This is a genomic window from Streptomyces sp. T028 (assembly GCF_048159505.1).
Classification (GTDB): domain Bacteria; phylum Actinomycetota; class Actinomycetes; order Streptomycetales; family Streptomycetaceae; genus Streptomyces.
The window spans coordinates 53,830-80,077 of the sequence record NZ_JBLRVZ010000071.1 but is presented as its reverse complement, the minus strand read 5'-3'; the positions used below and the strand labels follow the sequence as shown (position 1 = coordinate 80,077).

Sequence of the window (26,248 nt, the reverse complement as noted above, 5' to 3'; positions counted from 1 at the left end):
CCCAGACCTCGTCACACATCGCGATCACCACGTGGCACGCCCTGGAACGCAAGGGCCTGGCGTACCGCGACACAGCCGCCCACCCCGCATCCCTCATCGGTCAGCGGCTGGCACTGACCCACAAGGGACTGGCTGTCCTCAACCACCTCGCCCAGGCCACCTTCCCGTCCTCGGCGACCCGACTGTGGCCACCCGCTCCGCCGCGGCATTTCACCGCACACCCCAGCCCCTACGGCGCCCGCGCACCCCACTCCCGGCGCAGGGGCTGACCACCCGCGCCCCACGAGGCCCGCTCCTCGCCATCCGCCCACCCGCTCACGCGGCCAGCCGCCATCCAGGCCGAACAGCTTCCACCACCAGCGCCAAGTAGGCGGGGCACGGCGACGGCCCTCAACTGATCCCCCTCTCCGGAGTCCCTCTGTGCTCAATCTGCCTTATGCCAGCGAGGTGTTGTCGGTCCCCGCCGCTGACGGCACTGGGCTGTCGGTCTACCGCGACACCTCAGCCCGTCCGCGGTCCGAGGGCGCGACGATCGTGCTGGTGCACGGCGCGTCGGTCACGGCCGACCTGTGGCGCCTCCACACCCGGCACCTGACCAGCCTGGGATTCAACGTGCTGCGCTACGACCAGCGCGCGCACGGCCGCACCCCGCGCGGCCAAGCACCGCTGACCATCGAGCAGCTCGCCGACGACCTGCACCACATCCTGCGCGCCCTCGCCCCCACCGGACCGCTGGTGCTCGCCGGCCACTCCCTGGGCGCCCTCATCCTCCAGGAACTCGCCGCCCTGCACTCCCAGCTCCTGCCCCGGATCCGGGGCATGGTGCTGCTGTCGGCCACCGCCCACGGCGCGAGCGTGCTGCCCGGCCACAGCCCGCGCGCCCTGCTTCTGGCCGCCGGACGCAGCCTGTTCGCCCTGACCTGCACCCACGCGCCCCAGGCGGTGGACCGGGTGCGACGCCTGCTGCCCGACACCCACCGCTACACCCTCACACCCCGCCCCGGCGCCGGACCGGACGACAGACCGCTGCCGTGCCGCCACGGCGTACGCCACACCCCCACAGCCGACCTCGCAGCACTCTGGCAGTCCCTGCGCCGCTACCGGGCCCGCCACCTGCCCGCGCTGGAGCAGCTCGGCGGTCGGCTGCTGCTGATGGCCGGCGCGGACGACCGGCACATCCCCGCCACCCACACCGCACAGCTGGCCGACCGACTGGGCGGCGCCCGCCTGGAGATCCTCCCGCGCACCACGCACGCCCTGCCCATCCGCCACCCGGCACTCATCAGCGCCCGCCTCGCACACCTCGCCGCCGGGCCGCACTCCGACTCTCACCCCCCAAAGGACCCGCCATTTCCGAACTTCCCGCTTTCCGAGCAATTTCACTAGGCGCCGGGGTTCAGTCCAGCGCTATGCTCGCTCTGTCAGCCGAGGGAATTCTCCCGAAGGTCGACTACGCGATTTTCGCCGACACAGGCTGGGAACCCGGGGCCGTCTATGCACACCTGGACCGCCTGGAACGAGAGATAGCCGAGCCCGCAGGCATACCCGTTCTGCGCGTCTCCTCGGGAAACATCCGAAAGGACGCCCTGGACCCGGATCACCGCTTTGCGTCCATGCCTCTCTACGTCCTCAACAAGGACGGCAGACCCGGTATGACGAGGCGCCAGTGCACCGGGGAATACAAAATAAAGCCGATCAAGAAGAAGGTGCGGGAACTCCTCGGCTACCCCTATCCGGCACGCATCCCCAAGGGCGTGTTCGTCGAGCAGTGGGTGGGAATTTCCACCGATGAATTCCATCGGGCCAAAGACGCCGATGTGAAGTACATGCGCAACCGGCACCCACTCATCGACATGGGCTGGTCGCGATCCGACTGCATACGCTACCTGACCTCGCTCGGACTGGCCGACACGCCGAAGTCGAGCTGCCTCGGGTGCCCGTTCCACGGAAACGCCCAATGGCGAAATATCCGCGACAACTCCCCTGCGGAATGGCAGGACGTGGTGGAGTTCGACGCGGCCATCCGAAAGGGGAACGCCCGAGCCAACGCCACCGGCAACAAGCTGCTCGGTGAGGCGTTTCTCCACCGCTCCCGCGTCCCTCTCAGCGAAGCCCCGATCGACCACGTCACCGCCGCCGAATGGGCGGCGATGCAGCAGGAACTCACCGACACCGGACCGGACCTTGAGGAGCTGGAGCAGGGCGTCATCGACGGCTGTTCACCGTGGGCCTGCCGCGGTGAAGTCGAGCAGGTGCAGGACGACTTCGGACTGGCCTCTTGATCACCCTGGACCTGTTCGCGGGACCGGGTGGATGGAGCCACGCACTGAACGTCCTCGGCGTACGGGACATCGGGCTGGAATGGGACGAATGGGCCTGCAAGACCCGTGCGGCAGCAGGGCAGTTGACGATTCGCACGGACGTGGCCATGTATCCCGTCCGTCCGTTCCTCGGACGGACCACCGGACTCATCGCGAGCCCGCCCTGCCAGGCATGGTCCATGGCCGGCAAACGCCTCGGCCTGGTGGACCAGCCCCTGGTGCACCAGGCTGTCGCGGATCTCGCCGCCGGCCGCGACACCCGCACGCAACTGCTGTCCGCCTGCCAGGATCAGCGCAGCCTCCTGGCCGCCGAACCCATGCGCTACCTCCACGCACTGAACACGGTGGGCGAACCGGAATGGGTCGCCATGGAGGAGGTCCCCGACGTCCTGCCGCTCTGGCGCCAGTACGCGGCCACCCTCCGCCGGTGGGGCTACTCCGTGTGGACCGGCATCCTCAACGCCGCCGACTACGGCGTACCCCAGACACGGAAGCGTGCCATCCTGCTTGCCTCCCGGGTCCGTACGGCCGAACCGCCCGCGCCCACCCACGCCCAGGTCGCGGAGCCCGAGTCGCTGTTCGGGCCGGGCCGGGCCCGATGGGTGCCCATGGCTGAAGCCCTCGGCTGGGGCGCCACCGACCGGCCCGTCCCCACCGTGTGCGCCGGCGGTGGACCAGGAGGCGGCCCCGAGCCCTTCCCCTCCGGCTCCCGCAAGACCCTCTCCGACGCCCGCAACCGTGGCACCTGGGCACCCCGCACCGACGGGATCGTTCTGCAGTCTCGCCGGGAAGGAGCAGGCTGGGCCGCCCGGTATGGCGCCCGGGACAACCGTTCCGTCGGCGCTCCCGCTCCGACCTTCACTGCGGAAGCGCACCGCTGGTCCTGGTCCCTGCGCAGCAACAACCAGGCCAACGCCACGGTCAGATCGATCGACGAGCCGGCCGGGACGCTGTTCTTCGGGCACCGCGCGAACGAGTGCACCTGGATCGCCGAACCCGTCGGCGCCCCGCCGGAGAACGAGACGGAAGCCACGCCGCCCGCCCCGGAGCCGATCCGGATCACCGCCCGCGAGGCCGGCATCCTCCAGACCTTCCCCGCCGACTACCCGTGGCAGGGAAACAAGGGCCAGCAGTTCTCCCAGATCGGCAACGCCGTGCCCCCGCTGCTCGCCGGCCACCTCCTCGCCCCGCACCTACGCGTGCCCCTCAACCCCGACGACTTCACCCTGGCTGCCTGATGCCCCGCACCCCCGCACCCAACGAACCCGAGGACGACCTCGACGACCTGCCCGACACGCATACACCCCAGCCCGTGTATTACGCCGAGCAGGCCCTCCTCGGCGCCCTCCTCCTCGAACCCCACCGCCTCACCGACATCGCAGGGATCGAGCCGGACTCGTTCTCCAACTACGCGCACGGCGCCCTGTTCGCCGCAATCCGCGCTCTGCCAGCCCCCGACGCGGTCCAGCACACCAAGGACACCATCTGGCTCAACGCGGTGCTCACCGCCGCACGCGAGCACGCTCGCGGACTGACCGCCTCCTACCTGCACACGCTCATCCAGGTGTGCCCGTGGCCCAAGCACGCGTCCGCGTACTCCCGGATGATCGGAGTCGATCACGCCCGCCGCACTCTGCGCGCACACGCCGAGCGCCTCGCGCAGACCGCGACGGACGTCACGCTTCCACACCCGGTGCCCGCCACTCTCGCCGAAGCCGACGCCCTCGCCGCCGCCGTGGATGACACCGCCGCGCGCTTCCCGCCGCACTCCGGATCCCTGCCCCGCACACCCGCACCCGGGCCAGCAGCGACCCCCGACGATGCCGAGGAGGCGGCCGACGAGGAGCGGCTGCTACTCGCGACCGCGACGGCACACCCTGCTGACATCGAGCAGATGCGGTGGCTGACCGCCGACGACTTCACCCACCCCCTGCACGCCGGGCTGTGGCAGTGCCTGACCGCTCTGACCCGGCGCAGTGCCCCCGTCGACCCAGTCACCGTTCTGTGGGAGGCCCAGCAGCGCGGCCTCCTCACACCCGGCATCGAGCCGGCCGACCTGCTGGATCTCCTCGGAGAACCAGCCGGTTCCCCTCAATACTGGGGCGAACGGATCCTCCAGCGCGCCCTCCTGGTCACCGCGCATCGAGTGGGCCACCGCGTCGCAGCGTTCACCCACGATCCGGCGACCACCCCATATCAGCTCATCGTCGGCAGCCGCCGCGCACTCGCCGAATTGTCCGCCGTGCGCACCCGCTGGCACCACGCCACCTCACCGGCGCCGACACCGCTGCCCGCACGGACCAGGGCCACGGCACCGCCCCGGGCTGGCCCGCCGCGGACCACGGCTCCACCCGCCGCCCGCATCTCCCGCTGAATGAACCCGCCGGTGGCCGGACCCGAGAAGGGTCCGGCCACCGGCAGAACCGAGCACCTTCGTGACGACCCCCTCCGCCGACGCGCACGTCCGCCTCGACGCCCATCCCACGCACACCAGCGCCGTGACCGCCACGATCACCGGCCCCGGACAGAACCTGGCCCGCGCTCTGCTGACCGCCAGCGGCTTCGAGGCCCTCAACGAAGACACACTGGTCATGGCCCGCATCGACCATGAGGAGCCCTACTGGGCCGGTGAGGCCGCGCAGGCCCTGACCGCAGACGGCTTCACCACCGAGATCACCCCCCAGCTCCGCGAAGCGATCGACGAGGAGTGGACCTGGGCCAACTACCCGATGCCCTGGTGTACCCGGGCGGAGATCCGGGAGGTCTCCGACGAAGCCCAGAAGATCTACGATGACATCCGCCACGGCCGGCTCCTCATTCACGCTCACGCCGAGGACAGCGGCACCAGAGTCGCCGTCGGTACGTACCGCGACAGCGGCAAGAGCGTCTACCTCCACGGCGAGAACCACCTGCGGCAGATCGCCGACACGTTCGGCTCACCCGCCCAGGCCCTTGTAGCCTTCGAACGCCTCCATGCCGACACGATGCGGCCCGGCCCCGCGCCTGCCACCGGCACCGAGCGCGCCGCCGCCCAGGCACGCACCTCGCTCGACACCCGTGCCACAGAACCCGAACCGCCTGCCCCGCGGCCGGAGATCGTGCCCGCCTATGCTGCCGATGCCGGCGACCACGACGCCATCCTCGACCAGTTCCTCGCCGCACACGGAGACTGGGAGAAGTGGCGTACCTGGTCGGACGACACCACCCACGCGATCCACGAATCACAGACCCTGCGCATCGAGCGCGTCCACGAAGCCCACCCCCGTGAGACCGCCTGGACCGTGGCCGCGTACGAGACGCCCGTCTCCGACAGGATGTGGCACCTCACCGCGACCGGCACAACACCGGCCCCCGTGCTCCAGACCCTGCTGCACCACCTCGCCGAAGGCGACGGGTGGGACACCTCCATCGGAAGCCCCGCCGGCGAGAAGGCCGTCACCGCCGCCACGAAGCCCCTCGCCGACGCCGGGTGGAAGCACACCCTCGACGGACGCTGGATCCGCTGGATGAACCCGTCCGGGGACGTCGGCGTCCAGTTCGACGCCTTCGCCGCTCAGCAGCAGAACAGCACGCTCGCGACCTGGACCATCTGGGCCGGCCCCAGCATCGACCACCCCGCCTGGACCCTCACGGCGTCCTCCTACACCCCCAGCTCGCTGCTCGCCGACCTGGCCGACAACCTGGCCCACGGAACCGGACCACGCCTGGCCAGCCCTCATCAAACTGCTCGGCACTCCAGCCAGCTCACCACCGCACGCCCCATTGCGGCACCAACTGGCGCTGTTCGTACGAGGCTCCGACGCTGACGGGAGTGACCGAGTCAGGACCGTTTACCCACTCAGCGCCATGATGGACGACACGTGGCCCGCTCCCAACGTGAGGTTGAGAGCGGGCCACAGTCGTCAGCAGGCTCTACAGGTGGCAGACGGAGCAACCGGCTTCGTCGTCGTCGGAGTCGAGCGCGTCGGAGAGTACCTCCAGCAGCGGTCGGTTGGGCTTGATGCGCTTGGCGGCGCGCTCAAGGGCCGTCTGATGCTTAGCCTCGATCTCATCCTTTCGCTCTATCAGCTCCGGCAGCGACTCGCCCTGTGACCAGGTGTAGTTGCGGCCCTTCATGGCGGTGTGCCGGTAGCGGACCTTCTCTTCGTACTCGACAGCACGGTCGAAGAGGTCCGGGTGGCGTTCCTTGAGACCGACCCATTCGTGCTTGCGCTGGAAGAAGCAGAAGTAGCAGCCGGAGCGTGTGCGCCACTCGTAGTAGTCGGGCAGGCCGATGCCGGCCTCGTCGAGGATGCGCATGACGCCGTCCTTGTCGATGCCGGCCTCGCGGAAGGGGAAAACAGCATCGATGTTCGGCTTGGTGCTGACGTAGCCGAGGCGGTTCTCGTCGGCCCGGATGGCGACGTAGGAGATGACCTTGTCGTCGCCGACCCAGTCTTCCAGGGGCTTGATCTTGAGGTTCTTGGTGCACCAGCGCATCTGGGGGCTGGGCAGGGTGCCCTGGTAGACCTCCATCCAGTGGTCGAAGTCCCGGTCGGCGTTCAGCCGCACGATGGACTTGCCGAGGGCAGCTTCCAGGCGGTTGAGGTACTCGTAGGTTTCGGGCAGTTCGGCGCCCGTGTCGCAGAAGAAGTACTCCATCTCCGGGACTCGATTGCGCATGTAGACGGCGAGCGCTGAGGAGTCTTTGCCGCCGGAGATACCGAGCACGTGCCGGACCTTCTGGGTGTCGGCTCCGTCGGTCATCCCTGTGCCTTCCTTTCACTCGCTGCTGTCGCGGCATCGGTTACGCGCTGGGCGAGGGCCGCTAGCAGGATCCTCGCTCCGTCCGGTCCGAGGGCTTTCTCGGCCTGCTTCAGGACGTCGGCGGCGAGGCTGTTGGCCTCGCTGCGGGCCTGTTCCGGCACGTAGATCAGGGTGCGTTGTTCCACGCCGGCGCTGTCGGTCAAGGTCAACAACTGGGCGTCGAGTTTCTCTTCCCGGCCGCGGACCTCGTTCCCGGCGTGGTGCAGGTGCCCGACGCGGTCGAGAGCGGAGGCCATCGACCGGGCCTTTTGCGGGAAGACCTTGGCCTCGTGGTCGTCCCAGTCGCCGAGGGCGGAGTTGGTCAGCCGTACGACGATGGGTTCCAGCCAGTCGTCGTCCTCAAGGTCGTCGCTGAGAACGAAGTCGACGAAGCCGCGCAGTTCCGGGGTCAGCACCGCGTCCGCGAAGCCGCGCAGCCGGGCCGCGAGCTGTGCGCGCAGCTCCGGCAGTTCGGCCGGCAGGCGGAACTCCCTGGCGAGAACGCGCACGACCTGGGCGCGCAGTTTGCTGTCGATGGCGACGAGTTCGTCCGCCGCCGCGGTGAGCCGTTCGACGTAGGTGTTTGCTGCTTCCGCGTTGGCGCGGGTGCGAGCCGGGATCTCCGGCAGGCCGAGGGCCTTCGGCAGCGTGTGGAAGATCAAGTCGTCGGGGTCCAGGGACCGGGCGATCGTGGTCCGCACGGTGCGGGCGTCAGCGGAGATGTTCTTGGTGGTGCGGGCGTACTTGTGCAGGTCGGCCACGCGCATGATCAAGGCGCTAGCCACGGAGAGGAGGTCGGGGTTGCGCAGGGCCTTGGAGCGTGGTGCCTCCACGCCGAGCGAGACCATCAGCTTCTTGATGATGCTGCCACGCTGGCCGTCTCCGGCCGGCGTGTACTTCGCTGAGAAGCGTCCCGGGCCCTTGACGAGGCGCTCCACGACGTCGATGGTCAGCCGGGGCAGGTAGGTGCCTTCCTCGAACAGGGCGACATCGTGGCGGCGGATGATCAGGGCCGGGATCAGGAAGACCGGTACCACGCCGGCCTTGAGCCCGTACGGCGGGCTCATTAGGACACGGATGACCTCTTCCATGCTGACCCGCTCGGTGGCGCCGGACAGTGCTTCGTTGAGGGCGTTCCAGGCGGGCTGGGCGTGCTCGTGGCCCTCGCCGGGCGGGGAGAAACCGTACGGGAGCAGGCTTTCGTGCTGGCTCTCGGACTGTGCCTCCCCGTTCTCGCGGTGCAGGCCGAGGTAGGCCAGGACACCGTGGTAGATGGCCCGTTCGGCCTTGTACCCGGGCAGGCCGAGGTTCTCCTCGCCTGAGGCGGAGAGCATGGCCGTCAGCAGTATGCCGCGGGCCTGGGCGGCCTGGCTGGTCAGGACGTGCCGACCGAGCATCTCGTTGCGGATGTGCGGGGTGTCCGGGTACACCGATTCGCAGGCGAGGGAGACCAGGCCACTCAGGCTGCGGGCCGTCAGGCCGGAAACGGCGGGTTCTTCGCCCGGGGCGATCCCGGTATGCCACAGGCTCCAGGACGCATCGGAGGACGGCGGGTAGAAGGCGTCCTGCAGCAGCTCCAGCAGCTCGGCCTCGGCCTGCACGAGCCGCTCCATGACTTCCCGCCGGGCGACGTGGTCGATGTCCTGCTGGACGCTGAGTTCCTTCAGCGCGACGAGGTAGGTGGCCGTGGTCAGCACCACGTCGGGGTCGGGGGTGGTGCCCACGAGCACTGGCAGAGGCGAGTGGACGTTGGGCCGGTCTGCATCAGTGCCGAAGTGGAAGACGACGAGGCCGTCGGCGGGCTCCCTCAATTCATCCGGGGCGGCAACGGTCTTGGTCTCCGGGCCGCTGACCGCGGTGTAGAACACGCGCATCATGCCGGTCACCTGGCTGTGGCGGCTGGCCACGAATGCCTGCGGGACGAGACTGCCGAGCCGGTTAATGACCGCAGCGTCATTCAAGTGGCTGATGATTTCCTTGAGCCGGCCGTCGATGTCGACGTCCGTGCCCTGCCAGACCCGGTATTCCCCGCTGAACTCACGGTGGACCACGAAGCCCCGGCGGACGAGGTCGGCGAGCCGCTCTTCGAGTGCCGTGAAGGCGTCGGAGTCGGCGACGTCGGTGGGGTCGTGGAGGGCGAAGTGGATCATCGGGGCGGTGGCGCTGAGGGCCCCGTCGGAGTCGATCAGATTGAGGACGCCGATGGTCTTCAGTACGTCCTGGTCGGCATCGGGGAGGCCATTGGCGTCCCGGATGCGGGAGTCGACCTCGATCCACTTGCTCGCGTTGGCGGAGGCGAGCAGGGTGGTGCGCCCGGAGTTGAGGAAGTAGTCGTACAGCTGCGGCAGCCGCACCGTGCTGGCGTGCTCCGCTTCCTCGTTGCGGTGCTGGGCCAGCGTGTGGCGGACGGTGTTGGGCTCCCCGCTGTTGAGGAAGCCTGACAGGCTGCGGTCGTGCTGGCCGATCTGGGCGGCGAGGATCGGCGCGGCCAGGGCCGTGATGGGGTGCAGCGGGTAGAGGTCGGCGAAGTGGTCGGGGCCGAGTTCGGCGAGAACGCCGAGACCGTGCTGCGTCCAGATGTCCGCGGATGCCTCGGCGCAGGCGTTGATCAGGGCCTGCCCCGCAGAGTTGACAGCCGAGCGGTCGAGGCGGCGGCGCAGCAGGTGCAGGGAGTCGCCGTGGTGGGGGACGAAGGTGATGTCTTCGAAGCGCCCCTGGATCTTGGCCCATTCGCGGGTCTTGAGTTCGCTGGACCGTGAGGCGTAGTCCATGAACGACAGGTGCTGCAAGGTCATCAGGTAGACGGGCAGCCCGTTGGGGCCGGCCGCCTTCTCGGCGAGTTCCTGCAGCAGGAACAGGTCGTGCTGGGCATCGGCGAACTCGTTGTGGCCGGCCAGGTGTTCCAGCGTCTTGCCGAACTCGTCGATGACGAGGAGCAGAGGCTGCTGCCCGTCCGCCGTCAGAGCCGTGACGGCGCCGAGAATTTCCTTCGCCCCCGCCCGGTCCGGGTCAGCGCACGCCTCCAAGGCCGTGGCAATAGCCTTCGGGACGCGCTTGCCCCAGCGCCGCGCCGCCGCCGTGTGCAGGGCGCGGGACAGGGTGGCGACGACGGATTCGCGGCGTGCGGTGGCCACGCCGCCGAGGAATCCCTCGGGGGCGATGGCCTCGCGGGCTGCGGCAAGGCGCTGAGCGAGGGCGGGGCTGGCCTCTTCGAGGATGCGCTCGGCCTCGCTGCGGCGCTGGGCATCGCGCCCCAGCAGCGCGTCGATGATGTTGGACAGGGTGGACTTGCCGGAGCCGTAGGGGCCGGTGAACGACCAGGCGCGAGTGCGGCGTTGGTCGGCCAGCGCGCTCGCGATGCGTTCCAGGACGTCGACGGCCCGGGCGCCGACGTAGGGGTCGTGCAGGGCATCCTCGACGTCGCGCTCGAGGTTGGTCGAGCGCATCTGGGAGCCGACGAGTTCGATGCCGGCGGGGAACTGCGGAGCGGAGCTCGATGGGCTGCTCGGGGTCCGCGTGGAGGTTGCGGTGGTCACGCGGTCTCCTTGGCAAAGAGTGTGTCGGTGGTGTCGTCCGTGTCTGTGGCGTCCGTGGCCTTTGTGGCGAGTTCCTTCTGCTCGGCCTTGGCGAGCTTGGGGAACGTGGCGGCCCACTCTTCGCGGGTGGGGAAGCCGGGGCGGCGGGTGACGAAGTCGTACTGCTCGTCGAGCACTTCCCAGGCCAGCTCGAAGGGGTCGGCGCTGAAGGCGAGGCTGCGCTGTCCCACTGCCTCGGTCAGGTTGAGCTGCGGGTGGTCCGCGGCGACCTTCTGCAGTGCCATGACGATTTCGTTCTCCCGGACGCGGAAGGCGCGCCCTGGGGAGCCCGGCTCGTTGGCGAGGCGGGCCACGGAGATCGAGTTGGCCTGGCGGGAGAACTTGGCGGCGTAGTCGAGGCAGGCGTAGGCCAGGACTCGGGCGGGCAGCGAGGTGCGGTGCCCGCTGGTGAACTGCCACTCGGCATGTCCGCGCGTCCCGACAAAGGTGAGCAGGTCAAGGTCGCGGAAGGGGCAGGCGAGCAGGTCCTCGTAGCTGCCCGGCGAGCCCGCCTTCTCCGGGGCGCTGCGCGCGTACATCTTGGTGAGGCACTCGATGTCCTTGACGATCGACGCCTCCTCCGGGCTCTTGTCGTAGGAGAAGTTCACATGCCGGGTGACCACCTGCGTCATGTCCGCGACCGTGAACCGGGAGAACGGCGCGAGATGGAAGGCCGTGTACCAGGCCGGCGCGTGGCTCTTGGCCCCGGGACGGGACGAGACCAGCCACCAGTGCAGCAGCCACAGGCTGCCGTTCTCCTCCAGATACGGGTCCGCTCCTCCGTCCTCATCGAGGAGCCAGCGGGCCTCCCAGGTGGGATAGGAGAACTTGGCCTGTGTGCCCTTCGCGGGCGAGTGCTCGCGGGTCAACTTGAACGCCCGCGACCAGTAGCGCATTGCGTTGACCATGTTCTTGCCCACACCGAACCGCACCGGGGCATTAGCCTCGAGGAACGCACCCTGATCGTGTTTGACCTGCATGTACGCCTTGTGCAGCCAGCCGAAGCGGGGCGCGAACGTTTCGTGTCGCGCGAAGGAAAAAAGGGCGGCTTCCCCAAGCCGGCTGTCTGACATGCGGGACCTCTCTGTGTCCAATGCGATTTCTCTAACGAGGTTGATAAACGGGGTAACGGTCAGCGGGCACCGTCGGCTTCGGCCAGCGCGGCCCGAACCTGCGTCACGGCGCGTTTGACGGCCTGCGCGGCGTGCTCGACCTCGGCTTCCGTGGTGGCGTAGCCGAGCGAGAAGCGGATCGTGCTGTCGGCGTCCGCCCGGGACAGACCCATCGCCAGGAGCACGTGGCTCGGCGTCGGGGCGCCGGACGCGCACGCGCTGCCCTCCGAGGCAGCCACGTCAGGCATGGCCGCCAGGACCGCGTCGGCAGGCAGCCCAGGGAAAGTAATGCTCGTCACGCCAGGCAGGCGCTCATCGCGCCGACCGTTGATACGGCAGCCGGGCAGGGCGCCGACAACCAGGCGTTCGAGGCGGTCACGCAGGGCAGCGACCCTCTCGGCCTCCTCGCGGAGGCCGAGCCCCGCAGCTTCGGCCGCTGCGCCCATGCCGATGATCCCTGCCACGTTCAGCGTGCCCGCGCGCCAGCCCCGCTCCTGTCCGCCGCCCACGAGGAGCGGCCGGTGCGGGAGTGGGGACCCACGCCGTACATACAGGGCACCGACTCCCTGCGGTCCGCCGAACTTGTGGGCCGACAGCGACAAGAGGTCGACGTCGAGTTCAGCGACGTCCACGGGGAGGCGGCCGATGATCTGTGTGGCGTCCGTGTGGACGAGTGCGCCGGCTTCCCGGGCCGCCTTGGCCACGACGCGGAGATCGGTGAGGACGCCGGTCTCATTGTTCGCCGCCATCAGGGAGACCACTCCCCCACGACGCGCGGCGAAGACCTGTTCCAGGGCGTCGAGATCCACCAGGCCGTCGCCACTGACCGGCAGGAGCGCAAGATCCTCGGGGCTCCCGGCGGTGACCGCGCGGGCTGTCTCCAGCACAGCCGGATGCTCAACAGGGCTTGTGACCAGGGGACTTCCTGCTGTGAACGCGGCCCGGAGGGCCAGATTGTTCGCTTCGGTCGCCCCGGAGGTAAAGATGATCTCGCCGGGCGAGCAGCCGAGGAGGTCGGCTAGCTGCCGGCGGGCGATGTCGACCCGATGAGCCGCCTGCCGTCCGGGTTGGTGCATGCTTGAGGCGTTGCCGACCGATTGCATGGCCTCGACAACAGCCGCGAGGGCCTCGGGCCGGATCGGAGCGGTGGCGTTGTAGTCAAAATAGGACGTATCTGGCCCATTCGGCTCGCTCATCGTCTGCCACCCCGCCTCGCTCGTGTCGCACACCAATGTACTGCTGGTGGAAACCTCGCCCCGCATCCGGGGTTCCACCAGTAGCTCGCCGTGATCCTAGTCGCGAGCCTAGATCCACTCTTTGAATCACTCGAACGCGTGGTGTCGCAAGCGTTTTGCCGAATGAATGTTCTATATTGCGCTCCTCGCGCGCAAGTCACATGCCGCGAGATCCGTTTCATGTGCCGGAAGTCGGGCGGTTGCGTGACCAAATGCCGTCCCTGGCTGGGCTTTTAGTCTGATGGTGCTCCTGTTGTCAGTGGTCCCGTTTAGGGTGGTCCGCACGCTGCAACGCCGCAGAATCCGCACGTTGAAGCGCTGCTTGGTGTGCGTCGAGCTGGGGGAGGAACTTCACGATGATGGTCGGTCCTGTGCGAGCGGCTCACGGCTTGCCGTCAGCCTCATCGGTCAGGTGAGGCTGTGACGACGTGGTCACCGGGAATGCCCTTCGAGGCAGTCTTGGCAAACGCCCCCATGGACTACATCCGCCTGCACCTCGGCAAGGAGCTGTGCGGCCTCCTCGACCTCGTCGAAGGAGGCGCGGCGGGTGATGAGCGGTTGCGAGCCGTCGCCGCGATCGCGATCGACGCCGAGCTCCTGGTCGCGGACGAGGACGAGCGTGCCGCACTGCTCGTCCTTGTTCCCGGACCCAAGCAGGCGGAACTGGCGCAACGGCTCGGGTCGCTGGACGACGGACAGCCGCTGGAGTACCTGCAGGCGCTGAAGTGGACGCCTGACGAGCGCAGGGAGCTTCTGGAGTTCTTCGGCTTCACCGTCGAGCGCGCACAGCCTCAACTGCCCGCCTTCAAGCGGGAGACAGCACCTGACTACGCCCTGTTCCCCCATCAGCTCCGCGCGGCGCGCCGGGTCAAGGAGCTGCTGTACGACGGCCCCCGCCGGGCCGTGCTCCACCTGCCGACAGGCGTGGGCAAGACGCGGACCGGCATGAGCATGATCTGCGACCACCTGCGGCAGCACGGACCCGCCCTGGTGGTGTGGCTGGCCCACGGGCAGGAACTGCTGGAGCAGGCCGCAGCCGAGTTCGAGCGCGCCTGGAGCAAGGTCGGCGACCGCCCCCTGCCGGTCCTCCGCGTGTGGGGCGGCACTTCCCCGGACCTCGCGGACGTGACCGACGGACTGGTCGTCCTCGGGCTGGAGAAGGCCGTCTCAACCGCCAAGTCGGACCCGCAGTTCCTGCGCACCCTGGCCGCCCGCAGCACTCTGACCGTGTTCGACGAGGCACATCAGATCATCGCCCCCACGTTTCAGGGCGTAGTGGACGACCTGACGGTACGTCACGACTCCAGCCTGCTGGGCCTCACCGCGACCCCGGGCCGCACGTGGGCGGACATCGCCAAGGACGAAGAACTCGCCGACTTCTTCTCCCGCCAGAAAGTCATGCTGGAGATCGAGGGCTACACGAATCCCGTGACAGCCCTTATCGACCAGGGCTACCTGGCCAAACCGATCATGCGCACGGTGGCCGCGGAAGCCGGCATGCATCTGTCGGCCCGGGATCAGCAGAGCCTGGCGCGAGCGTTCGAGATCCCGGACAGCATCATCGCCGAGCTTGCGAAGGACGAGCAGTGGAACCTCAAGGTCGTCCAAACGATCATGGAGCTGCTTGAGAAGCAGCACCGCCGCATCCTCGTGTTCGCGGCATCGGTGCAGCACTGCCGACTCATCGCTTCCGTGCTGTCCGCGGCCGGCCTCGACGCGGTATTCGTGACCGGCGAGTCCTCACCTCGTCACCGCAGCGACGCCATCCGTCGCTTCAAGAGCGCGGCACGCAAGCCCATGATCCTGTGCAACTTCGGAGTCCTGACCACGGGCTTCGACGCGCCCGCAGCCAGCGCCGCCGTCATCGCCCGGCCGACCAAGTCCCTGGTGCTCTACAGCCAGATGGTCGGCCGGGTCATCCGCGGCCCCAAGGCCGGCGGAACCGAGACCTGCGAGATCGTCACCGTCGTCGACCCGGCGCTCCCCGGGTTCGGCGACGTCGCCGAAGCATTCACCAACTGGGAAGACGTATGGGAGACAGCGTGACCGGCGAAGGAAACAACTACCGGATCGTCAGCCCTTCGCTGACCGTCAAGGCCATGCGCGACAGCGGCTACAAGAACACCGCCTACGCGCTCGCCGAGCTGATCGACAACAGCATCGACGCGGAAGCCACGCTGGTGCAGGTCTTCGCCTGCGAGAGCCCCCTCGAGGGTGCCGCCCAGACCAGGTACCGGGTGGACAAGATCGCCGTCCTCGACGACGGCAAGGGAATGGACAGCGAACTCCTGCGCCGCGCCCTGAAGTACGGAGACGGTCTCGGCGACGACCGCAGCCGAATCGGCCGCTTCGGCATGGGCCTGCCCAACTCCAGCATGTCCCAGTGCACCAAGGTCGAGGTCTGGTCGTGGAAGAACGGCGCCGCGAACGCCCTGTACACCTATCTTGACCTGGACGAGATCACCAACGGGCAGGATGAGGTTCCCGACCCCGTCCCTCGCCGTGTTCCGGAGGAATGGGACGACCTCAGCGAGGTACCCCTGGGCACCAGCGGCACCCTCGTCGTCTGGACGAACCTGGACCGCGTCAAGTGGCACAGTGCCGGCGCCACCCTGCGCAACACCGCCGAGCTGATCGGCCGTGTGTACCGGCACTACCTGAACGACGGCTCCGTGGACATCAAGATGGCTCCCGTTCGCGACGGGAAGGTCATCGAGAAGGTCAACGAAGGGGACAACGGCGCCTACTACGCCGAACCCAATGACCCTCTGTACCTCATGGCGAAGACCGGAACGCCCGCGCCGTTCAGCAGCACCCCCATGTTCGAGCCCTTCCACATGGGCAACGAGGCGGAGCCCGGGGTCTACCGCTATCCCATCACGATCGATGGCACACAGCACACCGTAACGGTGCGCGCATCCATCGCCCGGCCCGAAGCCCGCCGTTCCGATGTCTCCGGCCATCCGTGGCCCGACACGGCCAACCCCAACCGGGACGCTGGTGCCCAGAAGTGGGGACAGCACGCCCGTCGGAACATCGGCGTCTCCCTGGTCCGAAAGGGCCGCGAGCTCGACCTCGATACCTCGTGGGCGATCGGTTACGACCCCGTGGAGCGGTGGTGGGGCGTCGAGGTGGACTTCCCGCCCGAGCTCGACGAGGTGTTCGGCGTCACCAACAACAAGCAGACCGCCGTCGTGTTCTCCTCCCTCGCCGACTTCGACTGGTCGGCTGAACAGGACCCCGACGAGACACCCAAGCAATTCAAGGACCGCCTGCGGGAACTCGGCGACCCCCGGCTGCCGCTGATCGACCTCGCCCAGTACCTCAAGGGTCTCCTGGGCAAAATGCGCAAGAAGCTGAAGCAGCAGACGCTGGGTGGCCGGAAGGGCAAGAAGCGGTACGACCAGGACGTCACCTCCAAGGCCACGGACGCCGTCAAGCGCCGGCAGGAGGACGGGTACACCGGTACGACCGACCTCCTCGCCGAGGAGGCGACGGAAGCCGACAAGCGCCAGGAGCAGCTGACCGCGCTGACCGAGCGACACCACGTCGACGAGGACACCGCCCAGACCCTGGTCGACGATGCCATGGAGAACGACTGGCGCGTCCGCTGGATCTCCAGCCCCCAGGACTCATCGGCCTTCTTCAACATCGACCTGCTCGCCGGCATGCTCCAAGTGTCCTTCAACACGGAACACCCCCTGCACAGCAAGCTGATGGCCGTTCTTGAGGACGTGCCCGAGGACGCCAACGACGCAGAGCTCCGCCAGCGGCTCGCCCGTGCGACCGAGACCTTCAAGCTGCTCATCTTCTCCTGGGCACGGATGGAGGACGAGATCCCCAACAAGAAGGCGCGCCGGGTCATCTCGGATGCCCGAAGCGACTGGGGCCGGTACGCCCGTGACTTCATCGAGGACGGGAGCGAAGAGGAGTGACGCAGCCGGACCATGTCTGGCAGCAGATCGCGGACCTGATGGAGGACGCCGCCGAGGAGGTGGTCATCATCGCCCCCTTCATTAAGAAGGCGATCTTCGAGGAGACCATCGCCGCGGTGCCCTCCTCCGTCCAGAAGATCACGTGTGTCACGCGCTGGACCCCGGCGGAGGTAGCCGCCGGGGTCTCCGACCCGGAGATCATCGAAGCTGCCCAGAGCGACGAACGCGTTTCCATTGCCTTGTGTCCGTCCCTCCACGCCAAGCTCTACCGTGCCGACGGCCGCTGTCTGGTCGGCTCGGCCAACCTGACCGGCAAAGCCACTGGACGCGTACCGAACGCCAACGTGGAACTCTTGTTGGAGGTGCCGATCGACCACCCCGAAGTACAGCGCGTCCTCGGCCAGATCAACGCCCGCTCGACCATAGCCACACCCCACACGGCAGCCCTCGTACGGGAGCAGGCTGAACTCCTGAGAAGCGAGCGCGTCACCCCGCCGTCCGAGGACGAAGCAGCGCCGTACTGGTTCCCGGAGACAAGGAGACCGGAGAACGTCTACGCCCTCTACAGCGGGCGGCAGCGGTTCACCTCGCTGGTCGAGGCCGGCATCGTGCGCGACCTGGCCATGCTCGATGTTCCCGCCGGCCTCTCGGAAGACGCCTTCAACGCAGAGGTCGAGGCCCGCCTGCATGCGATCCCGGAACTCGGTCAGCTGACCGCAGAACAGCGTCTCAGCAACATCGAGCTCCAGCGGGCCATCGCCAAGCGGACAGGAGATACAGAGGAGCAGGCGCGCAGAACGACCGAGACGCTCGCGGCCTGGCTCCAGCACTTCGGCCGGTACTACACCGAAGTGGGCTCGTGGGAGCTGCGACCCGGCGTAGAGCACGCCTAAGATCACAGCCACGGCGTGGTCTGCCAGCACACCGCCGACGAACACGAGCACAGGGTGATGGGGAAGGCCGTCTCATGGCAGAGGTACGCGTCCCGTTCCTCCTCGGGCACGCCGAGATTGCCTTCCTCTTCCATGTGGAGCGACAGACATCCCAACGATGGCGGACAGCGGGCACGCTCGACGAGCCCGATCTGATCGCATCGGGCAACCCCTACTGGCTGCTGAGCACAGCCATGCGACTCGACGGCGAAGGCAACCGCGAAGCCGACCGAGAACGGCTAGCGGCCTACAAGGCTGGTATCCCTCTGGGCTACGACCCAGAGGACAAGGAGAACCTCCCGGTCGTCGTCGGTATCCAGGAGGCAGCACGCGTACTCGGCCAGAACGTGCAGACCATCTCTCGGTGGCGGAACCGGCACAAGATCGCCGAGGCCGACCTGCTCGTCTCCGGCTCGCCGCTCTGGCTCCTTGAAACGATCCTGGACGACGCGCGACAGCGGCAGCGGCAGCGGCAGCGAACCATCGTGGCCTCCGAAGTCGCCGCGCTCCGTGCAGGACAGCGCGCTCCTCAGAAGCCCCGGGGCCGAAGGCCGAGTACCCCCGAGGCGAGCCCGCCCCGACAGCCACCGCCTGCTGCACAGACGTTCACCAGCGCCGAACATGTCGCCGCAGCCGAGTTTCTGGCGTCCGTCCTGGCTCAGGGATATTCCGTCACCATCAAGCCCCGGCCGTAGCTCATCACCGCATCCACCCCCTGCCGGCCCACGCCCCGTTGATCTCTGCGTTCGCCAACAGCAGTGAGAGAAACACTTGCTTTGACGCCATCCCATCCATACTGTCTCTCATATGTCGATCTTGCAGCAAACCTCCGGAGCCCACCACGTCAAACCCACAGACTTCCTCCCTCGAGCCGCGTCCAGCGAGCCCAACCGCCCTCCCGTGAAGGTCGTTTCCTACGGAGGCGGAGTCCAGAGCACGGCCCTGCTCGTGCTGGCCGCTCGCGGAAAGATCGACTTCCGCACCTTCCTGTTCGCCAACGTCGGTGACGACAGCGAGCATCCGGCGACCCTCGCGTACGTCCGTGAGATCGCCATCCCGTACGCCGTGCGGGTGGGACTGGATATCCACGAGCTCAAGCGGCGCCGACGCGACGGGGCCACGGAAACGCTCATGCAGCGGCTGAACCGGCCGGACACCCGGTCGATCCCCATTCCGGTCCGCATGGCCAACGGCGCTCCTGGTCGCCGCAACTGCACTGCCGACTTCAAGATCAAGGTGGTTGGGCGGTGGCTTCGGGAGCATGGCGCCACGGCGGAGGAGCCGGCGGCGGTCGGCATCGGCATTTCAGTCGACGAAATCCATCGCGCCAACCGCCGGCGGCGGGAAGCCCACGAGGTCATCGAATATCCCCTCCTCGATCTCGGGCTGCGCCGGGACGACTGCGAGCGCATCATCGCCGAGGCCGACCTGCCGGTACCGCCCAAGAGCTCCTGCTTCTTCTGCCCCTTCCGCACCGTCGGCGCCTGGCACCACCAGCGTCGGCACGAGCCCGAGTTGTTCGCTCAGTCGGTCCGGCTGGAGGAGACGATCAACCGACGGCGGGCCGCACTCGGACGGGATGCCGTGTATCTCACGAGGTATGGGATGCCGCTCCCTCAAGCCATCCCCGATGAGAGCCCGGGGGAAGGCGACGTCGATGAGGATGAGGGAGCATGCGACTCCGGCTGGTGCATGACCTGATACGTGCCGAGCAGGTCACGACGGGTGGGCCCGAAGCCATGGCTTCGGGCCCACCCGTCGTTTGCCCCTGGGCTGCCGACATGATCGCCGCGGGGCACTGCAGGTGGCGGAATCAGAGCTCGGGCGGCTCACCCGGCTGAAGGTGGAGAACCGCGAGGTACTCGCCGTAGGGCATCTCTTCATCCACCCAGCGGCTGCCGCCCGAGGCGTCGGGAATCCACATGCCGTCGAGAAGGTACTTGTCATCGAAGACGGCGACGCGGTCCTCCGTCACCGCTGCCGCCATCAGCAGCTGCATCCCCAGCAGCAGCACCGTGGAGGCTTCCTTGACCGCGCAGACCTCGGCGTGCCCCGTGGGAAAGACCTTCCCGTCCGCGTCGCTGCCCGGCTCGGGGACGGACGCACAGCCCCGGACGGCCATCTCGTGCAGGGCAATCGCCTGAGTCACCGCTGCCGCCACCGACGTGCCGGCGCCCGACACACCGTCCGGCGCATGCGTCCGCAGATGGTCGGCGACCGCGTGCGCGTGGACAGGCCATGCGCCGACGTGGTGGTGCAGCTTCTCCTCAGCGGCTTCGACGGCCAGCCCAGTCTGTCCAATGTCCGGAGACAGCAGCCGGACGAATCCTTCGAGTGCCGCGCGCAGGTAGCCGAGACGGATCTGGTGCTGCTGCCACTCCTCCATCATCTCGGTCCAGACGGCATCGAAGTCGAGGCCCGCCGAGCACATGCCGCCGTCGTCATACGACATGTCGAACGCCACCGTGCGCAGGCCCTGCGCGAGGCGCAGCCACTTGTAGGCCGTGTCCCAGCTGTTCTGCGCCCCCGGGACTCCGGAGACGGCGGAGGCATGCTCCAACCAGTCGGTGAGTTCACGGACATGATCCTCAGGCTCGGACAGCGCGAGTGTTGACAGCGTGCGGTATGAGGGCAGGCAGGAGCCCTCCATCCGGGTAGTGGTCATGGATGGAGCGTGACACACGGCACTGACAATCGCCCCGGTGCCGAGAGCCGGTGCGACGCTCAGGTGCTGGTGGCGCGCCGTACAAGCCGGTGGCCTCGCAACTCCCGCTCGCAGCGTACGAGTTCGCGTTCCCAGCCCTCTTCCGTGCCGATCAGGTGCGGACTCTCGTAAAGGCCAGCGCGCACCTCGGCGTCCGTGAGCCTCCGGTACTTGGGTGCGTCAGGATCATCCTCGGCAAGGAACTCGTGCTTACGGTGCAGCAGTGGACGGTTGGCGGAGTCCGCGTACGAGATGAAGGAAGACTTGAGGGTCTTCAGGTCGACGGCGTACGACGCCGCGAGACGCGGGTGAGGATCCGTGTCGAACTCGGGGTAGTCGAGCCAGCTGACGCCACGGCCCTGGTGGCGGAGTTTGACGACGGACCACTCGCCGGGACGGCCGGCAGCAATGCTCGCGCACTGCTCGTACAGACGCAGCACGACCGGGATCCGATGAAGTGCCCGACGGTGCACGTACAGGGCGGTCGCGGTGAACTTGCCGGCGATCGAGCCGTTCATCGCGCGGCGGACGTATGCGTCGTCGCGCAGCTTGAACAGCAGTCGATCGGCACGCTGACACGCCTCGGTGTATGAGGGGAAGAACGCACGGATGTCCAGCTGCACAGGCAGGGGCAGACTGCTTACGGGACCGCGGCCGTGGAACAACTCGAGGGCGAGGAAGAGCAGCGTGTCAAGGGCTCCGCGTTCGGCGCTCCGTTCCACCTTCACAGGGTCGGCTTCCTGCTCGGCGAGGCGCTTCAGTTCAGTGGGGCGCAGGTGGCCGAGGAGGCTGATGATGGGCTGCGGCATTTCCTCAAGCTGAGGCATGCGGCCCCGATGCTCGAGATGATCCACGACCGAAGTGATCGCCGAGGCGGTGTCCTCGGACGCGAGCCAGCCCCCGTCGGGGGCGACCTGGCGGGCGAGGTAGCTGAGGCGGGCCGCGTCGTCCTTGAAGGCATAGACGATGCCCGGCGCCGCCGACACGCAGCGGACGCCAGTGGCTTCCTCAACGTAGTCGCGAAGCTCGCCGGCGGCGTAGAGGTGCTGGAAGGTGCGGCGCTGCGTGAGGATGCCGTCGCCGTACTCCTTGCCTTTGATCTGGTTACGCTCCCACCTCAACCGTGCGGACACCACGAGCACGGATTTGGTGAGGTCCCAGGCGCGGAGGAGCGTCTCCCGTCGTTCGGCGGGATTCTCAATTACATTCAGGACGTAGGTAAGAAGGACCACCTCGGCAGGCTCACGCCGCCCATCCGGGAAGTGCACCGGGTCCCACCCCGCGGCATCAAGACCGAGGTGCTGCAGAGCCCGTAAATCGCCGCCACGACCGCACCCGTAGTCCAGTACTCCCGTGTCTGGTTCGAACTGGAGGTCGCCCACTGCACGACGGGCCGGTAGCGAGAGGCCGACACGACCAATGGCGGTCCGATGCCTCTGGCTGCTCCAAAGCTGCTGTGTCATCGGCGTCCCCTGATTCCACGGACAGGCCAGCATGCGACAGCACCGAACCTTACGTGACGCCAGCTGCGGCGACCCGGACTTGTGCAGAGCCGCGCCTCCCGGCTGACCACGGATGACGCCGCGCTACGTCAGGATTCGTAAGTCCAGGCACGGCCGGTCTGCCGGTACTCCTCAACGTGGATCGGCAGGACACCTGGCCTCATGCGAACCGTGTAGAGCAGGCCAGCGAGGTGGTCAATCTCGTGCTGAACGAGACGGGCGAGGCCGCGCTGGTAGACGGTGGTCACCGCGGCACCGTCGACGGATGCGGTCTCCACAGTGATTCTCAGTGGGCGAGGCACCTGGCCTCGCACGTCAAAGAAGGACAGGCACCCTTCGTACTGCTCATCGCTGTCCTCCGACACGTCGGTGACACGGGGGTTGAGGAGGACGATGGGGCTGGCCCCGGACTCGGCAGGCTGGACGACAGCGGCAGCACGGGCGATGCCGATCTGAGGCGCGGCGATCCCCATCCCCTTGGCGAAGGTGTGAACCTGGGCGATGCGCTTCATGAAGGCGAAGAGATGATCCACGACACGTTCTGCGGCATCCCTCTCGGCCGGGAGGCCGAACGGGCGTGCCGGCTCGTCGAGGATAGGGGCGCCTACCTGGACAACTCCGAGATTGCGCATCTGCTCGCTGGGACTCACCTCATCCACTCGAACTCCCCTCGGTTGATACGTTGTTCGGGCCAGAAGGCGCAAGCTCCATGCGTGACGATAGCGGGCGTGCAGGGCGGATCGTCCACGTGAACGCCGAAGAGAGCCAGCCTGGGATACGCCTGACAACGGGAAAGCAGCGCGCCCACAGCGCAGGTGCCGGGCATCTCACCCGCCGGACAGGGTGGCCCGATCTCCGACGAGGTACGCGGGCCGGGTCAGCGCAGGACGATGGGGCGGTCGGGCACGCCATTGGCGAGTACCTCGGTAATGAGGTCGAGGAGACCAAGGGGATAGATCGTCTCCGAGGTGTCCCTCAGCTCCTGAAGCGTCCACCATCGATGGGCCCGGATGTTGTCGGGCTGAGTGGCTCGGGCAGGGTCGACATCCTCGCGCGCGAGGTGGGCGAGAAAGTACTGCTCGACCTGCCGGACATTCCGCCCGCCGACTGGGTGCTCCTTGCTGCGCTGGGCAAGCTGCATGCCGAGTACGACGTTCTTCTCGTCGACGCCGAGTTCTTCGCTCAGTTCGCGTAGCACGGCGGCAGCATGGTCCTCCCCTGCCTCCAGCGAACCACCGGGAGTGGCCCAGTAGCTTCCGCCGTCGTGGTAGCGCAGCAGCAGGACCCGCTGGGCGTCGTCAAGGGCGATGACGCGGGCAGCTTCCCGCAGAGGTGGGGTGGTCATACCGCCCATTGTGGCGGTATAGGCCCGTCCGACGAGGCAGCCCCGATTCACCCGTTGTCCTGGCCTCATGCCTGGAGGGTGACGTGCGCGGTAGAACGCAGACCAGCCGCACGGCGCACGGCAATGGCCGACGCCGCATTACAGCCAAGGCTGCTGGCTATCTCGCGGATCCGGCTCCGCGTGCTTGGTACGGTCCCGCATATGACGCTGCCTGTGCCTCGTAATCTCGATCTACGCCGCGAATCGCTTGACGGGGTGCTAGACCGTGTGGAGCGGTCGCTGCAGGTACGGCTCGACCTGCAGACAGTGGTGCGCAAGCGCCGGACCATCGGGGCGCGGACGGACCGCGATACATGGGTGCGCATCGAGCGGCGAGGGTTCGAGCGGATTGGCGCTCAGGGGTGGAACGGACCCGAATCGGCTGCTGTCCTGAGCGGGATCGTCATGCCCTCGTGGTACGCAGGGTTCGCATGGCGCGAGCCAGAGGAGCCGGTGATGTGGCGGGCGGATGAGATGGAACTGGTCAACGCCGCGCCGGTCGGGCAAGCCGCTCTCGTGATCGAAGACCCTCGCGTCCCGGATGCGTGGTGGTCCGCGCTGAACGCATCGCTGGACGCGCTCGCTGCCCAATCCGCACCCCGCCTCGCCACGCCGGACACCGAAACCATCACCCAGGAGTTGGTGACATCAACCCTCGGAGTGGTCTTTCCCGAGGTCACCGACACCACGGTCGAGGAGTGGCGGCCGGCCCATGCCGACCTGACGTGGGCGAACGTGACCGGCCCGGAATTCTGCATGATCGACTGGGAGGACTGGGGCAGAGCGCCACGAGGGCTGGACGCGGCAACCCTGTGGGTCCATTCCCTCGCCGTCCCGGCCTTGTCAGAACGTGTGTGGAGCGAGCGTCGACCGGACCTTGAGAGCAGGTCTGGTCGGCTGATGGCGCTGTTCTGCTGCGCGAAGGTCGCAGGACCACACGCGCACCCCGAGGATCCCCGGGTAGAGCCGGCCAGGAAGGAAGCCGCGCGGCTCGTAGCTGAGCTTCACGCCTCTTGAGCACGGCCCTGCGGCAACTGCCCGCACTGACCGTCATCCAGCCTCTGGCCAGCCGTCGAACGAGAGGATCGGGCCCCCGTCCAGGTACCGCTTGACGGCGACCAGGGTGGTCTGGGTGAAGGGTTGCGGCAGGTCGTCTGGAGGCACCCAGGCGATGGTGTCGTGCTTGTGCGGCTCGGCATTGTGGGGAGTACCGCTCCACCGGTCGGTGTGGAAGACCAGGGCCATGAACATCCCCGGGACCTCCGCTCCCCAGGAGCCATGCACGACGTGGACAAGGCGCAGATCGGCTTCGGCAGCCACAACGCCCGTCTCCTCCTTCAGTTCCCTTACCGCGGTCGCGGTGATCGGTTCCCGGGGCTCGCCCTTGCCACTGGGGACATCCCACTCGCCGGGCGCGAAATCCAAGTGGCTGCTCCGCCTCAGAATGAGGAGTCTGCCGCTGTCCGGATCCGTGACGAGAACAGCGGCGATGAGCCGCGTCGTCATCGGTTCGCTCTTCCACCGGGCCGCCGGCGGATTGGACTCAGTCAATCGCCTTCCTCCAAACGATCTCGAGGTGTGGGAGCGATACACCTAGAGCAGGGGGTCGGCCAGTCTGCCGCAGAAGCTGCATGGTTCGCCTCGGGTTTTTCACCGCACTAGCGCTGGTCGAACTGGTACGCCTTCCCTGGCGCTTGCAGAGGCGTTCATCAATTGCGGCACTGGTTCAGCACGCGTACGTCCCGCCCTTGCCACGGTCTGCTTCATGCTCAGTCCGCCAGGCAGGAGATCCGGTCGCCACAAGGCGGCCCTCCGACTCTGCTTTTTGCTGTACCGCGACCAGAAGGAGCCCACGCCATGACCGACGTCGTCAAGCGCAGCGCCCGCGCCATCCTCCTCGATGGTGACGAGCTTGTCCTGATCAAGCGCACCAAGCGGGGCCGGGAACCGTACTGGGTGACGGTGGGTGGTGGTGTGGAAGCCGACGACACGAACATCGAGGCGGCCCTGCACCGTGAGGTGTACGAGGAACTCGGTGGCACAGTGGGCCGCTCTGAACTCGTCTACCTGATCACCGACGAACTCGATGACGGCATCGGCATCCAGCACATCTTCGCCGCACACCTGGTGTCGATGGACCTGACCGCGCGCACCGGCACGGAGTTCCGCAGGCCGGAGCGGGGCAGCTACGAGGTGGTCAGGGTGCCGTTCACAGCAGAAGCCATCGGCGAACTCAAGTTGATGCCACCGCAGTTAGCCGAGTTCATCACCGCCAACGTGGACGCAGTCATCTCAGTGCTCGACACGCCGATCCGCGAGGCTTGAGACGGTCCGACGTCCCCTCGTTTGCCCTGACCGGGCGCATCGCCGGCCGGTCCACGCGATTCAACGGTGTAACTAATGTGTCCTGCGACAAGCGTACGCGGCCCGCCAAGGGAGACCTGATCCTTCGCGGAACGAGACGAGGGGCCTTTGTCCTGGCGGTGCACAGAGGCCGGGCGAATGGGTATGCGAGCAATCTGGTGATAAGTGGGCTCGACGAGAGGCACGCCGGTGGCCCTATTGGGGCCCGCCTGGCTGCCTGGCGCCTTCGCCGGGGGCTGACCATCGATGACCTTGCTTCGCGCACGGGGCTTGAGCTCGCCTACGTCGCAGGGCTGGAGGCCGGCGGGGAGTGGGTGGACCGCCGCAGCCCGTTGGCTGCGCTCGCCGCAGCCTTGCGGCTAAGCGGATCCGGTGAAGTTGGTTGCGTTGGGTAGGCGT

Annotated in this window: 23 protein-coding genes; 14 read left to right on the top strand and 9 right to left on the bottom strand. The window is 67.7% G+C overall.

The features are described from left to right. From ACLZN2_RS46870 to ACLZN2_RS46845, 6 genes are all read left to right on the top strand, one after another. A partial coding sequence (locus ACLZN2_RS46870; protein ID WP_416986166.1) for a hypothetical protein occupies nucleotides 1-269 on the top strand: 269 nt, incomplete at its 5' end. A gap of 151 nt (nucleotides 270-420) precedes the next feature. Continuing rightward, nucleotides 421-1,386: an alpha/beta fold hydrolase gene (locus ACLZN2_RS46865; RefSeq protein ID WP_416986165.1), complete on the top strand. Its 966-nt coding sequence runs from the start codon at nucleotides 421-423 to the stop codon at nucleotides 1,384-1,386. A gap of 23 nt (nucleotides 1,387-1,409) precedes the next feature. Further along, nucleotides 1,410-2,282 carry a hypothetical protein gene (locus tag ACLZN2_RS46860; RefSeq protein ID WP_416986164.1) on the top strand — a complete coding sequence of 291 codons (873 nt, stop codon included), beginning with the start codon at nucleotides 1,410-1,412 and terminating at the stop codon, nucleotides 2,280-2,282. After that, complete coding sequence (locus ACLZN2_RS46855) at nucleotides 2,282-3,559, top strand: DNA cytosine methyltransferase (RefSeq protein ID WP_416986170.1); 1,278 nt, start codon at nucleotides 2,282-2,284, stop codon at nucleotides 3,557-3,559. Before ACLZN2_RS46860 ends, ACLZN2_RS46855 begins: the two co-directional genes overlap by 1 nt. Beyond that, nucleotides 3,559-4,695 (top strand): DnaB-like helicase N-terminal domain-containing protein, encoded by a 1,137-nt coding sequence (locus ACLZN2_RS46850; protein ID WP_416986163.1) that lies wholly within the window; start codon nucleotides 3,559-3,561, stop codon nucleotides 4,693-4,695. The genes ACLZN2_RS46855 and ACLZN2_RS46850 overlap by 1 nt, the downstream gene beginning before the upstream one ends. 61 nt (nucleotides 4,696-4,756) lie before the next feature. After that, complete coding sequence (locus tag ACLZN2_RS46845) at nucleotides 4,757-6,127, top strand: DUF317 domain-containing protein (RefSeq protein WP_416986162.1); 1,371 nt, start codon at nucleotides 4,757-4,759, stop codon at nucleotides 6,125-6,127. 106 nt (nucleotides 6,128-6,233) lie between these two features. Here the strand turns inward: ACLZN2_RS46845 and ACLZN2_RS46840 are convergent, their stop codons facing one another. From ACLZN2_RS46840 to ACLZN2_RS46825, 4 genes are read right to left on the bottom strand one after another with little or no spacing between them, the layout of a single operon-like run. After that, nucleotides 6,234-7,067 carry a phosphoadenosine phosphosulfate reductase family protein gene (locus ACLZN2_RS46840; protein WP_416986161.1) on the bottom strand — a complete coding sequence of 278 codons (834 nt, stop codon included), beginning with the start codon at nucleotides 7,065-7,067 and terminating at the stop codon, nucleotides 6,234-6,236. After that, a complete protein-coding gene (locus tag ACLZN2_RS46835; RefSeq protein ID WP_416986160.1) occupies nucleotides 7,064-10,642 on the bottom strand; it encodes an ATP-binding protein in 3,579 nt (1,192 codons plus the stop codon). The genes ACLZN2_RS46840 and ACLZN2_RS46835 overlap by 4 nt, the downstream gene beginning before the upstream one ends. Then, complete coding sequence (locus tag ACLZN2_RS46830; RefSeq protein ID WP_416986159.1) at nucleotides 10,639-11,754, bottom strand: DUF4007 family protein; 1,116 nt, start codon at nucleotides 11,752-11,754, stop codon at nucleotides 10,639-10,641. Before ACLZN2_RS46830 ends, ACLZN2_RS46835 begins: the two co-directional genes overlap by 4 nt. A gap of 59 nt (nucleotides 11,755-11,813) precedes the next feature. Continuing rightward, nucleotides 11,814-12,989, bottom strand: coding sequence for a cysteine desulfurase family protein (locus ACLZN2_RS46825; RefSeq protein ID WP_416986158.1), 1,176 nt, complete (start codon nucleotides 12,987-12,989; stop codon nucleotides 11,814-11,816). 513 nt (nucleotides 12,990-13,502) lie between these two features. Between ACLZN2_RS46825 and ACLZN2_RS46820 the strand changes: the two genes are divergently transcribed. The 5 genes from ACLZN2_RS46820 to ACLZN2_RS46800 all read left to right on the top strand — a co-directional run bounded on the left by ACLZN2_RS46820 (nucleotide 13,503) and on the right by ACLZN2_RS46800 (nucleotide 19,596). Continuing rightward, nucleotides 13,503-15,074: a DEAD/DEAH box helicase gene (locus ACLZN2_RS46820; protein ID WP_416986157.1), complete on the top strand. Its 1,572-nt coding sequence runs from the start codon at nucleotides 13,503-13,505 to the stop codon at nucleotides 15,072-15,074. Then, a complete protein-coding gene (locus ACLZN2_RS46815) occupies nucleotides 15,071-16,963 on the top strand; it encodes an ATP-binding protein (protein ID WP_416986156.1) in 1,893 nt (630 codons plus the stop codon). Before ACLZN2_RS46820 ends, ACLZN2_RS46815 begins: the two co-directional genes overlap by 4 nt. Then, a complete protein-coding gene (locus tag ACLZN2_RS46810; protein WP_416986155.1) occupies nucleotides 16,960-17,856 on the top strand; it encodes a phospholipase D family protein in 897 nt (298 codons plus the stop codon). Before ACLZN2_RS46815 ends, ACLZN2_RS46810 begins: the two co-directional genes overlap by 4 nt. A gap of 74 nt (nucleotides 17,857-17,930) precedes the next feature. Beyond that, a complete protein-coding gene (locus ACLZN2_RS46805; RefSeq protein ID WP_416986154.1) occupies nucleotides 17,931-18,590 on the top strand; it encodes a hypothetical protein in 660 nt (219 codons plus the stop codon). A gap of 205 nt (nucleotides 18,591-18,795) precedes the next feature. Beyond that, nucleotides 18,796-19,596 carry a phosphoadenosine phosphosulfate reductase gene (locus ACLZN2_RS46800; protein WP_416986169.1) on the top strand — a complete coding sequence of 267 codons (801 nt, stop codon included), beginning with the start codon at nucleotides 18,796-18,798 and terminating at the stop codon, nucleotides 19,594-19,596. A gap of 112 nt (nucleotides 19,597-19,708) precedes the next feature. Here ACLZN2_RS46800 and ACLZN2_RS46795 read toward each other — a convergent pair whose 3' ends face one another. The 4 genes from ACLZN2_RS46795 to ACLZN2_RS46780 all read right to left on the bottom strand — a co-directional run bounded on the left by ACLZN2_RS46795 (nucleotide 19,709) and on the right by ACLZN2_RS46780 (nucleotide 23,446). Continuing rightward, entirely contained in the window at nucleotides 19,709-20,560 is an 852-nt protein-coding gene (locus ACLZN2_RS46795; protein ID WP_416986153.1) for a hypothetical protein, read from the bottom strand. Nucleotides 20,561-20,619: 59 nt separating this feature from the next. After that, entirely contained in the window at nucleotides 20,620-21,981 is a 1,362-nt protein-coding gene (locus tag ACLZN2_RS46790) for a DNA phosphorothioation-associated putative methyltransferase (RefSeq protein WP_416986152.1), read from the bottom strand. A 209-nt stretch (nucleotides 21,982-22,190) separates the two neighbouring features. After that, complete coding sequence (locus ACLZN2_RS46785; RefSeq protein WP_416986151.1) at nucleotides 22,191-22,760, bottom strand: peptide deformylase; 570 nt, start codon at nucleotides 22,758-22,760, stop codon at nucleotides 22,191-22,193. A gap of 218 nt (nucleotides 22,761-22,978) precedes the next feature. Further along, nucleotides 22,979-23,446, bottom strand: coding sequence for an NUDIX hydrolase (locus tag ACLZN2_RS46780; RefSeq protein ID WP_416986150.1), 468 nt, complete (start codon nucleotides 23,444-23,446; stop codon nucleotides 22,979-22,981). A gap of 201 nt (nucleotides 23,447-23,647) precedes the next feature. On the opposite strand from ACLZN2_RS46780, the gene ACLZN2_RS46775 reads away from it, so the two are divergent. Continuing rightward, on the top strand, nucleotides 23,648-24,502 hold the full coding sequence (locus ACLZN2_RS46775) for a hypothetical protein (RefSeq protein WP_416986149.1): 855 nt from the start codon (nucleotides 23,648-23,650) through the stop codon (nucleotides 24,500-24,502). Between the two features lie 33 nt (nucleotides 24,503-24,535). On the opposite strand, the gene ACLZN2_RS46770 is transcribed toward ACLZN2_RS46775, so the two are convergent. Next, nucleotides 24,536-24,991, bottom strand: a complete 456-nt coding sequence (locus ACLZN2_RS46770) for an NUDIX domain-containing protein (protein ID WP_416986148.1) — start codon at nucleotides 24,989-24,991, stop codon at nucleotides 24,536-24,538. Between the two features lie 351 nt (nucleotides 24,992-25,342). On the opposite strand from ACLZN2_RS46770, the gene ACLZN2_RS46765 reads away from it, so the two are divergent. Together ACLZN2_RS46765 and ACLZN2_RS46760 are read left to right on the top strand one after the other, a co-directional pair. After that, complete coding sequence (locus ACLZN2_RS46765; protein ID WP_416986147.1) at nucleotides 25,343-25,810, top strand: NUDIX hydrolase; 468 nt, start codon at nucleotides 25,343-25,345, stop codon at nucleotides 25,808-25,810. 77 nt (nucleotides 25,811-25,887) lie between these two features. Then, nucleotides 25,888-26,244, top strand: coding sequence for a helix-turn-helix domain-containing protein (locus tag ACLZN2_RS46760; protein WP_416986146.1), 357 nt, complete (start codon nucleotides 25,888-25,890; stop codon nucleotides 26,242-26,244). Nucleotides 26,245-26,248: the final 4 nt, after the last annotated feature.

Excerpts from the sequence above, each read along its gene's own strand:
- ACLZN2_RS46860 (WP_416986164.1), top strand. The coding sequence starts at position 1,410 with ATGCTCGCTCTGTCAGCCGAGGGAATTCTCCCGAAGGTCGACTACGCG.
- ACLZN2_RS46850 (WP_416986163.1), top strand. The coding sequence starts at position 3,559 with ATGCCCCGCACCCCCGCACCCAACGAACCCGAGGACGACCTCGACGAC.
- ACLZN2_RS46840 (WP_416986161.1), bottom strand. The coding sequence starts at position 7,067 with ATGACCGACGGAGCCGACACCCAGAAGGTCCGGCACGTGCTCGGTATC.
- ACLZN2_RS46830 (WP_416986159.1), bottom strand. The coding sequence starts at position 11,754 with ATGTCAGACAGCCGGCTTGGGGAAGCCGCCCTTTTTTCCTTCGCGCGA.
- ACLZN2_RS46825 (WP_416986158.1), bottom strand. The coding sequence starts at position 12,989 with ATGAGCGAGCCGAATGGGCCAGATACGTCCTATTTTGACTACAACGCC.
- ACLZN2_RS46820 (WP_416986157.1), top strand. The coding sequence starts at position 13,503 with ATGGACTACATCCGCCTGCACCTCGGCAAGGAGCTGTGCGGCCTCCTC.
- ACLZN2_RS46805 (WP_416986154.1), top strand. The coding sequence starts at position 17,931 with ATGGCAGAGGTACGCGTCCCGTTCCTCCTCGGGCACGCCGAGATTGCC.
- ACLZN2_RS46795 (WP_416986153.1), bottom strand. The coding sequence starts at position 20,560 with ATGACCACTACCCGGATGGAGGGCTCCTGCCTGCCCTCATACCGCACG.
- ACLZN2_RS46780 (WP_416986150.1), bottom strand. The coding sequence starts at position 23,446 with ATGACCACCCCACCTCTGCGGGAAGCTGCCCGCGTCATCGCCCTTGAC.
- ACLZN2_RS46775 (WP_416986149.1), top strand. The coding sequence starts at position 23,648 with ATGACGCTGCCTGTGCCTCGTAATCTCGATCTACGCCGCGAATCGCTT.
- ACLZN2_RS46770 (WP_416986148.1), bottom strand. The coding sequence starts at position 24,991 with ATGACGACGCGGCTCATCGCCGCTGTTCTCGTCACGGATCCGGACAGC.
- ACLZN2_RS46765 (WP_416986147.1), top strand. The coding sequence starts at position 25,343 with ATGACCGACGTCGTCAAGCGCAGCGCCCGCGCCATCCTCCTCGATGGT.